The sequence below is a fragment of the Streptomyces sp. JL2001 genome (assembly GCF_050917515.1).
Taxonomy (GTDB): Bacteria; Actinomycetota; Actinomycetes; order Streptomycetales; family Streptomycetaceae; genus Streptomyces.
Map to the genome: position 1 here is coordinate 4,756,569 of NZ_CP169421.1, position 12,368 is coordinate 4,768,936.

Genomic DNA, 12,368 nt, shown 5'->3' on the forward strand with positions numbered 1-12,368 from the left:
GGGTCGGCGAGGCCCGCGGCCCCGCCGACCCGGCGAGCCGCCGGCGCTCAGCCCCGGGCGCGCAGGACCTTGAGGAACTCGCGCATCCAGGTGGGGTGATCCGGCCAGGCGCGGGAGGAGACCAGCTGGCCGTCGACGACCGCGTCGGTGTCCTGGAAGGTGGCTCCGGCGGCCTGCATGTCGAGCTCCAGGGCCGGGTACGCCGTCACGCGGCGGCCCTCCAGACCGCCGATCGCCGCCGTCAGGAGCGGACCGTGGCAGATCTGCGCCACCGGCTTGTCCGCGTCGAAGAAGGACTTGAGGATCTTGCGGAGCTCCGGATCGTTGCGCAGGTACTCCGGGGCCCGCCCGCCGGGGATCACCACGGCCACGTAGTCGCCCGGATCCACCTCGTCGAACGCCAGATCGGCGGGCCAGGTGTACCCCGGCTTCTCGGTGTAGGTGTCGAAGCCCGGCTCGAAGTCGTGCACCACGAACCGCAGCTGCTTGCGCGCGGGGGCGGCGATGTGGACCTCGTACCCCTCCTCCAAAAGCCGCTGGTAGGGGTACATGACCTCCAGCGATTCGGCCGCGTCCCCGGTCACGATCAAGATCTTCGCCATCACGACTCCCAGATCCCAGATGTCGGTGCTGCCCCGCGGTACACACTCCCCGCGCCGCCCTGCTTTGCCAAGAGGACATGTGTCGCTGTCCATAACGTCAAACTTCCACCCCCTCTTTTGTACACATACGGACCATGACGGCCCGGGGGTGGCAGGCGATAGGCTTTTCCCGTGATCAGCGCGATACGCCCTGGGGGCAGCGAAGCCCCCGGCCTGCGCCCGACCCGCTCCGGCGGCCGGGCCGACAAGGCGTTCGCTGTTCTTCGCCGTCCGGGCGCCTCGCCGAGATTGGCCGATATCGGCTCGGACATCTCTCATCGCGGCATAACGTCGTCTCCGACCGGTAGCACCGCGTCGTGGCGTTGTGTCCTTTCTTCCACCGACGTCACGCAATGGCGCGCGACAGGAGCCAGAGGACATGCAGACCAAGCTGGACGAAGCCAAGGCCGAGCTGCTCGCGAGGGCCGCCCGGGTAGCTGAGAACAGCCCGGCCGGGGGGCGACTTCCGACGGGGCCCGAGAACGGGAAGCGGCCCGACCGCGACACCCTGCTCGACTACCTCCAGCGCTACTACCTGCACACCGCGCCCGAGGACCTCGCCGACCGTGACCCGGTGGACGTCTTCGGTGCCGCGCTCTCCCACTACCGGCTCGCGGAGAACCGCCCCCAGGGCACCGCGAACGTCCGCGTGCACACCCCGACGGTCGAGGAGAACGGCTGGACCTCCAGCCACTCCGTCGTCGAGGTCGTCACCGACGACATGCCGTTCCTCGTGGACTCCGTCACCAACGAGCTCTCGCGTCACGGTCGCGGCATCCACGTCGTGATCCACCCGCAGGTGCTCGTCCGCCGCGACCTCACCGGCAAGCTCATCGAGGTGCTGTCCGCCGGGACCGCCGCCGAGCTGCCGCACGACGCGCTGAACGAGTCCTGGATCCACGTCGAGATCGACCGCGAGACCGACCGCGCCGACCTCAAGCAGATCACCGCCGACCTGCTGCGCGTCCTCTCGGACGTCCGCGAGACGGTCGAGGACTGGGACAAGATGCGCGAGGCCGCGCTCCGCATCGCCGACGGCCTCCCCGACGAGCCCGTCGCCTCCGACCTGCGCCCGACCGAGGTCGAGGAGGCCCGCGAGCTGCTGCGCTGGCTCGCCGCCGACCACTTCACCTTCCTCGGCTACCGCGAGTACGAGCTCGTCAACGGCGACGCCCTGGCGGCCGTCCCCGGCACCGGCCTCGGCATCCTGCGCTCCGACCCGCAGCACGGCGGCGAGCACGACGGCCACCACGCGCCCGTCTCCTCGTCCTTCAGCCGGCTGCCCGACGACGCCCGCGCCAAGGCCCGCGAGCACAAGCTGCTGATCCTCACCAAGGCCAACAGCCGCGCCACCGTGCACCGCCCCTCGTACCTCGACTACGTCGGCGTGAAGAAGTTCGACGCCGAGGGCAACGTCATCGGCGAGCGCCGCTTCCTCGGCCTGTTCTCGTCCGCCGCGTACACCGAGTCCGTCCGCCGCGTGCCCGTCGTCAGCCGCAAGGTCCAGGAGGTCCTGGAGGGCGCCGGCTTCTCGCCGAACAGCCACGACGGCCGCGACCTGCTCCAGATCCTGGAGACCTACCCGCGCGACGAGCTCTTCCAGACCCCCGTCGACGAGCTCCGCTCGATCGTCACCTCGGTCCTCTACCTGCAGGAACGCCGCCGGCTGCGGCTCTACCTGCGCCAGGACGAGTACGGCCGCTACTACTCCGCCCTCGTCTACCTGCCGCGCGACCGCTACACCACCGGCGTCCGGCTGAGGATCATCGACATCCTCAAGGAGGAGCTGAGCGGCACCAGCGTCGACTTCACGGCCTGGAACACCGAGTCCATCCTGTCCCGGCTCCACTTCGTCGTCCGCGTCGAGCCCGGCACCGAGCTGCCGCAGCTCTCCGACGCCGACAAGGACCGCATCGAGGCCCGGCTCGTCGAGGCCGCCCGCTCCTGGGCCGACGGCTTCGGCGAGGCCCTCACCGCCGAGTGCGGCGAGGAGCGCGCCGCCGAGCTGCTGCGCCGCTACGGCAACGCCTTCCCCGAGGGCTACAAGGCCGACCACTCGCCGCGCGCCGCGGTCGCCGACCTGGTCCACCTGGAGCAGCTGACCCGCACCGGCGACGAATTCGCGCTCTCGCTGTACGAGCCGGTCGCCACCGGCCCCGGCGAGCGCCGCTTCAAGATCTACAAGACCGGCAACCAGGTCTCCCTGTCCGCCGTCCTGCCGGTCCTCAGCCGGCTCGGCGTCGAGGTCGTCGACGAGCGCCCGTACGAGCTGCGCTGCGCCGACCGCACGCACGCGTGGATCTACGACTTCGGCCTGCGGATGCCCGCCTCGACGGCCAACGGCGGCGACTACCTCGCCGACGACGCCCGCGAGCGCTTCCAGGAGGCCTTCTCCGCCACCTGGACCGGCGAGGCCGAGAACGACGGCTTCAACTCGCTGGTGCTCTCCGCCGGACTCGACTGGCGCGAGGCGATGGTGCTGCGCGCCTACGCCAAGTACCTGCGCCAGGCCGGCTCGACGTTCAGCCAGGACTACATGGAGGACACCCTCCGCAACAACGTCCACACCACCCGGCTGCTCGTCTCCCTCTTCGAGGCCCGGATGTCCCCGGAGCGCCAGCGCGCCGGCACCGAGCTGATCGACGGACTGCTGGAGGAGCTGGACGGCGCCCTCGACCAGGTCGCGAGCCTGGACGAGGACCGCATCCTGCGGTCCTTCCTCACCGTCATCAAGGCCACGCTGCGGACGAACTTCTTCCAGCGCACGGCCGACGGCACCCCGCACTCCTACGTGTCGATGAAGTTCGACCCGCAGGCCATCCCGGACCTCCCCGCGCCGCGCCCGGCCTTCGAGATCTGGGTCTACTCGCCGCGCGTCGAGGGCGTCCACCTGCGCTTCGGCAAGGTCGCGCGAGGCGGCCTGCGCTGGTCCGACCGGCGTGAGGACTTCCGCACCGAGATCCTCGGCCTGGTCAAGGCGCAGATGGTGAAGAACACCGTCATCGTGCCCGTCGGCGCCAAGGGCGGCTTCGTCGCCAAGCAGCTCCCGGACCCGGCCGCGGACCGCGACGCCTGGCTGGCCGAGGGCATCGCCTCCTACAAGACCTTCATCTCGGCGCTGCTCGACATCACCGACAACCTGGTCGCCGGCGAGGTCGTTCCCCCGGTCGACGTCGTCCGCCACGACGAGGACGACACCTACCTCGTCGTCGCCGCCGACAAGGGCACCGCGACCTTCTCCGACATCGCCAACGCCGTCGCCGTCGACTACGGCTTCTGGCTCGGCGACGCCTTCGCCTCCGGCGGCTCGGCCGGCTACGACCACAAGGGCATGGGCATCACCGCCCGCGGCGCGTGGGAGTCCGTCAAGCGCCACTTCCGCGAGCTGGGCCACGACACCCAGACCGAGGACTTCACGGTCGTCGGCGTCGGCGACATGTCCGGCGACGTCTTCGGCAACGGCATGCTGCTCTCCGAGCACATCCGCCTGGTCGCGGCCTTCGACCACCGCCACATCTTCATCGACCCGACCCCGGACGCGGCCGTCTCCTACGCCGAGCGCCGCCGCCTCTTCGAGCTGCCCCGCAGCTCCTGGGCCGACTACGACACCCAGCTGCTCTCCGCGGGCGGCGGCATCCACCCGCGCAGCGCCAAGTCGATCCCGGTCAACGCGCAGATGCGCGCGGCCCTCGGCATCGAGCCCGGCGTCGTCAAGATGACCCCGGCCGAGCTGATGCAGGCGATCCTCCACGCACCGGTCGACCTGCTGTGGAACGGCGGCATCGGCACCTACGTCAAGGCGTCCACCGAGTCGCAGTCGGACGTCGGCGACAAGGCCAACGACGCCATCCGCGTCAACGGCGAGAACCTGCGCGTCAAGGTCGTCGGCGAGGGCGGCAACCTCGGTCTGACCCAGCTCGGCCGCATCGAGTTCGCCCGCAAGGGCGGCCCCGACGGCGAGGGCGGCAGGATCAACACCGACGCCATCGACAACAGCGCCGGCGTGGACACCTCCGACCACGAGGTGAACATCAAGATCCTGCTCAACGGGCTCGTCGCCGAAGGCGACATGACCGTCAAGCAGCGCAACCGGATCCTCGCCGAGATGACCGACGAGGTCGGCGGGCTCGTCCTGCGCAACAACTACGCGCAGAACGTGGCCCTGGCCAACGCGTTCGCCCAGTCGCCGTCCCTGCTCCACGCCCACCAGCGCTTCATGCGCCGGCTCGGCCGCGACGGCGCCCTGGACCGCTCGCTCGAGTTCCTGCCCAACGACCGGCAGATCCGCGAGCTGCTCAACAACGGCAAGGGCCTGAGCCAGCCGGAGATCGCGGTCCTGCTCGCGTACACCAAGATCACGGTGGCCGACGAGCTGATCGGCACCGACCTGCCGGACGACCCGTACCTGCTCGGCCTGCTGCACGCGTACTTCCCGGCGCAGCTGCGCGAGAAGTTCACCGAGGCGGTCGACAACCACCCGCTGCGCCGCGAGATCGTCACGACCGTCCTGGTCAACGACACCGTCAACTCCGGTGGCTCGACCTTCCTGCACCGTCTCCGCGAGGAGACGGGCGCGTCGATCGAGGAGATCGTGCGCGCGCAGACCGCCGCCCGGGCCGTCTTCCGGCTCGGCGAGGTCTGGGACGCGGTCGAGGCGCTCGACAACCAGGTCCCGGCCGAGGTGCAGACCCGGATGCGGCTGCACTCCCGCCGCCTGGTCGAGCGCGGCACGCGCTGGCTGCTCGGCAACCGGCCGCAGCCGCTCCAGCTCCAGGAGACGATCGACTTCTTCGCCGAGCGCGTGGAGCAGGTCTGGACCGAGCTGCCGCAGCTGCTGCGCGGCGCGGACCTGGAGTGGTACCAGGGGATCCTGGAGGAGCTGACCGAGCTGGGCGTTCCGGAGATGCTCGCCCTGCGGGTCGCCGGATTCTCCTCGGCCTTCCCGATCCTCGACGTCGTCGCGATCGCGGACCGTACCGACAAGGACCCGCTGGCGGTCGCCGAGGTCTACTACGACCTGGCCGACCGGCTGCGGATCACCCAGCTGATGGACCGGATCATCGAGCTGCCGCGCACGGACCGGTGGCAGTCGATGGCCCGTGCCTCCATCCGCGAGGACCTCTTCGCCGCGCACGCCGCCCTGACGGCCGACGTGCTGGCGGCGGGCGACGGGTCCTCGACGCCGGAGGAGCGCTTCAAGGGCTGGGAGGAGACGAACGCCGCGCTCCTGGGCCGGGCGCGCACGACGCTGGAGGAGATCCAGGGTTCGGAGACCTTCGACCTGGCGAACCTCTCGGTGGCCATGCGCACGATGCGCCAGCTCCTGCGGGCACGCAGCTGACCTGATGACGAAGGGCCCCGCCGGGTGACCGGCGGGGCCCTTTCGCGTCGTACGGGACCCGGGCCGCGGGCGGGCGCGCGGCCCGGGCTACGACGGATCGGCCACCGTCGAGGTCCACAGGCGCCGGGCGGCGAGGAGCGCCGCCGCGAGCAGCGTCGCGTTGCGGACCGCGACCACCGCCACGCCCGGCCAGGACCCGGTCAGCAGGTCCTGGTAGAGGATCGGGTACGCGAGCGAGCTGAGCGCCGCGGCCGGCAGCAGGAGCAGGGCCACCGGCCGCATGACGGTCGCCCGCGAGGTCAGGCAGACGGCCGCCAGGCCCAGCAGCCAGATCATGTACTGGGGGCTGATCACCCGGCTGGTGACGGTGAACAGCAGGACGGCGGCGAGCGCCGCGTCGAGCGGTGTGGCGGCCGTCCACCGCACGGCCCGGAGCCGCCAGATCAGCAGCCAGCCGAAGGCCAGGACGGTCAGCAGCAGCGCGATCCGCCCCACGCTGGAGACGTACGGGCCGACGTACTCGAAGGCGCCGTAGCGGTACTGCACCTGGCCCGGCCACAGGCCGGTCGCCTGGGACAGGGCCAGCGCCGTGCCGCCCAGGGACTCGATCTGGACGCCCCTGCTGCCCTGCTGGCGAAGGAAGTCGAAGGAGTTCGAGAAGCAGAGGGCGAGGGTCGCCAGCAGGGTGGCCGCGGTGACGCCGGCGGCGACCCAGGCGTCCCGGGTGGTGCGGCCCCGAGGCGTGCCGATCAGCGCGAGGGCGGGCCACACCTTCACCAGGGCGCCGATCCCGGCCATGACCCCGCCGAAGCGGTGCGCGGTGGCCGAGCGGGCGGTGAGGGCGAGCAGGGCGAGCACGGCGAGGGCGGTGACCTGGACGTCGTACCGGGCGAGCGGAAGGTGCAGGAGCAGCGGCAGCCCGCAGACCCAGATCCAGGCGCCGTGCGTGACGCGGCGGCGGTCGGCGCGCGCGAGGGCGGCGGTCACGACCGCGTCGGCGAGCAGGGTGAGGGCGACGAACGCCTGGAAGTAGCTGAGCCAGGGCAATACGGCCGGGGAGACGATGACCAGGCCGGCGCCCGGCGGGTACTGCCAGGTCACGTCGTTCACGGGGAAGGTGCCGTGGGCGAACTGGCCGTACCAGTACTGGTAGAGGACGGAGACCTCCCGGCCCACGCCCCCGATGCCCAGGCTGTCGCGCAGCAGGAGCAGCAGCATGCCGGCCCGGGTGAGGAGCCAGACGGCGCCGAGCGCGAGGAGCGGGCCGTGGCCGACGGTGACGAAGGTGGCGGAGGTGAAGGTGTCCGACTCGAACGGCGAGGCGGTGAGCGCCGGCGTCGCGGGCGGGCGGGCGGGCGACGGCGTGCCGCCCGCCGACGGCGGCGGGGGCGCGGTGCCGTCGGCGGGTCCCGCGCCGGGTTCCGGGGCGGCACCGTGGCCCTGGCCGGCATCGGGCGAGGGGGGCGGAGTGCGGTGTCCATGCGTCGTCATCGACCCGCACTCTATTCCGTATTGGGCTATTTCCCTCTCTTTTGTCCGGCCTTCCCGGTGAACTCCTCGTACTCCGCGACGACCTCCGCGGCCGGCCCGTCCCGCCGTAGCGTGCCCGCCTCCAGCCACAGCGCCCGGTCACAGGTCTCGGTGATGGTGGAATGCGAGTGGCTGACGAGGAAGACGGTTCCCGCCTCGGCGCGCAGCTCGTCGATCCGCTCCCGGCTGCGACGGCGGAAGGCGGCGTCTCCGGTCGACAGCGCCTCGTCGATCAGGAGCACGTCGTGGCTCTTCGCCGCGGCGATGGAGAACCGCAGCCGGGCGCCCATGCCCGAGGAGTACGTCCGCATGGGCCGGGAGACGGCGTCGTCCTTCTCGTTGATCCCGGAGAACTCCACGATGTCGTCGTAGCGGGCGTCGATCTCCGCCCGGGTCATGCCCATCGCGAGGCCGCCGAGGATCACGTTCCGCTCGCCCGTCAGGTCGGCCATCAGGGCCGCGTTGACGCCGAGGAGGGCCGGCCGGCCCTGGGTGTAGATCCGTCCCCGGTCGACGGGGAGCAGGCCGGCCACGGCCTTGAGCAGGGTGGACTTGCCGGAGCCGTTGGAGCCGATCAGGCCGATCGCCTCGCCCCGGTACGCGGCGAAGCCGACGCCCCTGACCGCGTGAACGGTGCGCCCGCCGGGCCGGGCGCCGCGCGACAGCAGCCGGCCGAGGGCGGCGGTGGCGCCGCCCCTCGCGGGCCGGCCGCCCTGGACGGTGTACGAGATGTGGACCCCGTCGACGACGACCGTCGGGGTGCGCTCCCCGTCCGGCGCGGACGGCCCGGCGGGACGGGGGTGGGGGGACGGTCCGGTGTGTTCAGCCACGGCCGTAGCTCTCCTCTGCCTTCCAGAAGTACACGAAGCCGCCGGCGAAGGCCGCCACGGCCCAGGCGGCCCCCGTCGCCCAGGCGTACGGGGGAAGCCGGTCGGCCGTGAAGCCGCCGACCAGGGCGCAGCGCATCAGGTCGATGTAGAGCGCCGCCGGGTTGGCCTCCAGGGCCGTGATCAGGCCCCGGGGGAGCCGTCCGCTCGCCGCCAGGTGCGGGAGGGACCACATGACCCCGGAGACGTACATCCAGGTCCGCAGCAGGAACGGCATCAGCTGCGCGATGTCCGGGGTGCGGGCCGCCAGCCGGGCCAGCGCGAGGGCCAGACCGGTGTTGAACAGCGACTGGAGGAGGAGGGCGGGGATTGCGAGCAGCCAGCTCCAGGCCGGGAACTCGCCGAAGCAGCACAGGATGACGGCCAGCGCGGACAGCGAGAAGGCCAGCTGCTGCAGCTGCTGGAGCGCGAGTGCCACGGGGAGGCTCGCCCGGGGGAAGTGCAGAGCCCTGACCAGTCCGAGGTTCCCGCTGATGGCGCGGGTGCCGGCGAGCACCGACTGGGAGGTGAAGGTCCAGACGAAGACGCCCGTGATCAGGAAGGGGACGTAGTCGGGGATGTCCCGGCGGACGTCCATGAGGACGCCGAAGACGAGGTAGTAGACGGCCGCGTTGAGGAGCGGGGTCATCAGCTGCCAGACCTGGCCGAGGCGCGCCTGGCTGTACTGGGCCGTCAGGCGGGCGGTCGCGAAGGCGGCGATGAAGGCGCGCCGCGACCAGAGCTCCCGGACGTACACGGGGAGTGACGGGCGGGCGCCGCTGACGGACAGGCCGTGCCGCAGGGCGAGCGCCCGCAGGTCCTCCGGTGCGGGGGAGGAGGCGACGGCCGCGGCGGTGGCGGGTGGGGTGAGCGTCTCGGTGGTCACGGGGTCGCTTTCACGGTGACGGCAGGAGCGACGGGACGGGACCGTATCGTCGCTACGGGGAGACTAGGACGGTCGAGCGTCGGAACGCAACCGTATCGTCGTGACGTGGATGCCGGCCGGTGGATAGAATCCCGTCCATGACGACAGCCCCCGGAACCCCCCGCCGCGCCCCCGCGGGAGCCGCCGTGCTCCGGGAGGACGTCACCGAGGCCATCCGCGCCGCCGTCTTCGAGGAACTGGCCGCGGTCGGCTTCGCCCGGATGTCCATCGAGGGCATCGCCCGCCGCGCGGGAGTCGGCAAGACCGCCGTCTACCGGCGCTGGAAGTCCAAACTCTCGCTGGTCCTCGACCTCGTCGGCGCCCTCGCCGCCGAGGGGCTGCCGGCACCGTCGACCGGTTCCCTGCACGGGGACGTCCGCGCCCTGCTCGAAGTCGCGGCGCACGCCCTGCGCCACCCCGTCGCCTCGCAGGTCATCCCGGACCTGCTGGTCGAGGCGGCCCGGCAGCCGGAGATCGCCGGGGCGATCAGGGCGGCCCTGCTCGACGGCCGGCAGGGCGTGGTCGCCCAGGTCGTGCGGGAGGCCGTCGACCGGGGTGAACTGCCCGCGGACGCCGATTCCGACCGCGCGCTCGACCTGGTCGTCGGCCCGCTCTACTGGCGGCTCGTGGTGGTGCGCGGCGAGCTGCCGCAGGGGTACCTGGACGACCTGGCGCGCTCCGCGGTCGCCGCGCTCACGGTCCGCCCCTGACGGCCGGGCGGGGCCGGGCGGCGCGGCGTACGGGTGGGGCCGGGCGGCGCGGTACGCACCGGGCCGCGCCGCGCCGGTCCGCACCCGCTCCCGGCCGCTCGGACGCCGGCGGTCACTTCACCGCGCCGGCCATCACCCCCGACACGAACTGCCGCTGGAAGGCGAAGAAGACCGCCAGCGGGATCACCATCGAGACGAACGCGCCCGGCGCCAGCACGTCGATGTTGTTGCCGAACTGCCGGACCTGCTGCTGCAGCGCCACCGTGATCGGCGGCGACTCGGAGTCCGCGAAGATCAGCGCGACCAGCATGTCGTTCCAGACCCAGAGGAACTGGAAGATGCCGAGCGAGGCGATCGCCGGCCCGCCCAGCGGCATCACGACCCGGGTGAACAGCCGGATCTCACCCGCCCCGTCGAGCCGGGCCGCCTCCAGCAGCTCGCGCGGGATCTCCGCGAAGAAGTTCCGCAGCAGGAAGATCGCGAACGGCAGGCCGAACGCGGTGTGGAACAGCACCACGCCGAGCGTCGTCTCGAAGAGGCCGACCGCCCCGAACAGCTTCGAGACCGGGATCAGCGCGACCTGGACCGGGACCACGAGCAGCCCCACCACGATCATGAAGCACCAGTCCCGGCCCGGGAACTCCAGCCAGGCGAAGGCGTAACCGGCCAGCGAGCCGATGACCACCACGAGGACCGTGGCCGGCACGGTGATCAGGACCGTGGAGAGCAGCGAGCGCGTGATGGTGTCGTCGGCGAGCAGATGGGAGTAGTTCTCCGTCGTCAGCTGGGCGGGTGCGGTGAACACCCGCCACCAGCCGCTCTCGCTGATGTCCGACGGCCCGCGGAGCGAGGAGAGCAGCAGGCCGACGGTCGGCATCAGCCAGAACAGGCCGACCAGGACCAGGAAGACCCGCATCGCGCCGCCGGCCGCGCGGGCGGCGAGACGGCCCCCGACGCCGCCGGCCCCCGACGTGCCCTTCCCGGGCGTGCCCTTTCCGGGCGTGTCGTGCGTGGACCCCGTCACCGGCGGGCTTCCCTTCGCATCCGGCGGATGTTGAAGGCCATCACCGGGATGACCAGCAGCAGGAGCAGTACGGCGATGGCGGAGCCGATTCCGAGGTCCGCGTCCGTTCCGAAGGACGAGCGGTACAGCTGGAGCGCCAGGACGTTCGCGTCGTCCTGCGCCGAGCCCGGCGCGATGATGAAGACCAGGTCGAAGACCTTGAGCACGTTGATCATCAGGGTGACCAGGACGACGGCGAGGACGGGCGCGAGCAGCGGGACCGTGATGCGGCGGAAGACCTGCCACTCGTTCGCCCCGTCGACCCGGGCGGCCTCCAGCAGTTCGCGCGGCACGCTCGCCAGACCCGCGGCGATCAGCACCATCGCGAACCCGGCCCACATCCAGACGTAGCTGCCGATCACGGCCGGGGTGACGAGCGAGGGGCCCAGCCACTCCACCCCGCCGTACTGCTCCCTGAAGTTGCTCGCGGGCAGCCGGAGCACGGCACCGTCCGCGGCGGCCGGCAGGCCGAACGTGCCGTCGGCCGCCGCCGTGGTGCTCGCCACGACCCGGCCGTCCTTCACGGCCTCGATGCGCAGCCCCTTGAGGCCGAGCTCCCGCGCGTCGACGGCGTTCGGCCGCCCGCCACCGCCCTTGGTGAAGTCCAGCCAGGCGGTGCCGGAGATCCCGTCCGGTCGCGCGGCCGGATCACGGGCCGGCCGGGCGTCCTTCGGCATCTGCGCGGGGGCGACGCCGATCAGCGGCAGCCTCGCCGGCTCCCCGCTGCGGACGGGGACCTTGGTGACGTACGCCCCGCCGCCCGCGGCCTTCAGCGGGTGTACCGGCAGGGGGCGGGCGCGCGGGAAGCCGGAGGACTCCGCGAAGGTGTCGTGGACCCCGACCCAGACGGCGTTGGCGACCCCGCGGTCCGGATCCTGCTCGTAGACCAGCCGGAAGATGATCCCCGCGGCCAGCATCGAGATCGCCATCGGCATGAAGACGACCAGCTTGAACGCCGTTCCCCAGCGCACGCGTTCGGTGAGCACCGCGAACACCAGGCCGAGCGCCGTCGCGACGGTGGGCGCGAGGACCACCCAGATCGCGTTGTTCTTCACCGCGGTCAGCAGCGTGTCGTCGGTGAACAGCTCGACGTAGTTGCCCAGTCCGGCGAAGGAGTCCCCTGACTTGTCGAAGAACGAGCGCTGGACGGAGTACCCGATCGGGTAGACGACGAGCGCACCGAGCAGCAGCAGGGCGGGGAGGAGGAACCCCGCCGCCACCGCCCTGCGGGTGCCGGTGACGCTCTTGTACGCGGCCGGCTTCGCCGGCCGGCCTGCGGGCGCCGAGGTCAC

Annotated in this window: 8 protein-coding genes; 2 read left to right on the forward strand and 6 right to left on the reverse strand. The window is 72.0% G+C overall.

Features of this window, described 5'->3' with window-relative positions:
• Window positions 1–47 precede the first annotated feature (47 nt).
• Window positions 48–605 (reverse strand): DJ-1/PfpI family protein, encoded by a 558-nt coding sequence (locus ACE1OA_RS21215; RefSeq protein WP_147978220.1) that lies wholly within the window; start codon window positions 603–605, stop codon window positions 48–50.
• A 415-nt stretch (window positions 606–1,020) separates the two neighbouring features.
• Between ACE1OA_RS21215 and ACE1OA_RS21220 the strand changes: the two genes are divergently transcribed.
• Complete coding sequence (locus ACE1OA_RS21220; protein WP_432753215.1) at window positions 1,021–5,982, forward strand: NAD-glutamate dehydrogenase; 4,962 nt, start codon at window positions 1,021–1,023, stop codon at window positions 5,980–5,982.
• 87 nt (window positions 5,983–6,069) lie between these two features.
• Here ACE1OA_RS21220 and ACE1OA_RS21225 read toward each other — a convergent pair whose 3' ends face one another.
• The 3 genes from ACE1OA_RS21225 to ACE1OA_RS21235 form a co-directional block, all read right to left on the reverse strand.
• On the reverse strand, window positions 6,070–7,473 hold the full coding sequence (locus tag ACE1OA_RS21225) for a glycosyltransferase 87 family protein (RefSeq protein WP_432753216.1): 1,404 nt from the start codon (window positions 7,471–7,473) through the stop codon (window positions 6,070–6,072).
• A gap of 26 nt (window positions 7,474–7,499) precedes the next feature.
• Window positions 7,500–8,243, reverse strand: a complete 744-nt coding sequence (locus ACE1OA_RS21230) for an ABC transporter ATP-binding protein (protein WP_356605076.1) — start codon at window positions 8,241–8,243, stop codon at window positions 7,500–7,502.
• A 91-nt stretch (window positions 8,244–8,334) separates the two neighbouring features.
• Window positions 8,335–9,264, reverse strand: coding sequence for an ABC transporter permease (locus ACE1OA_RS21235; RefSeq protein ID WP_432753217.1), 930 nt, complete (start codon window positions 9,262–9,264; stop codon window positions 8,335–8,337).
• Between the two features lie 137 nt (window positions 9,265–9,401).
• Between ACE1OA_RS21235 and ACE1OA_RS21240 the strand changes: the two genes are divergently transcribed.
• Entirely contained in the window at window positions 9,402–10,013 is a 612-nt protein-coding gene (locus ACE1OA_RS21240; RefSeq protein ID WP_356605027.1) for a TetR/AcrR family transcriptional regulator, read from the forward strand.
• 112 nt (window positions 10,014–10,125) lie between these two features.
• Here ACE1OA_RS21240 and ACE1OA_RS21245 read toward each other — a convergent pair whose 3' ends face one another.
• Window positions 10,126–10,929 (reverse strand): carbohydrate ABC transporter permease, encoded by an 804-nt coding sequence (locus ACE1OA_RS21245; RefSeq protein WP_356775950.1) that lies wholly within the window; start codon window positions 10,927–10,929, stop codon window positions 10,126–10,128.
• A gap of 104 nt (window positions 10,930–11,033) precedes the next feature.
• Window positions 11,034–12,368, reverse strand: coding sequence for a carbohydrate ABC transporter permease (locus ACE1OA_RS21250; protein ID WP_356775772.1), 1,335 nt, complete (start codon window positions 12,366–12,368; stop codon window positions 11,034–11,036).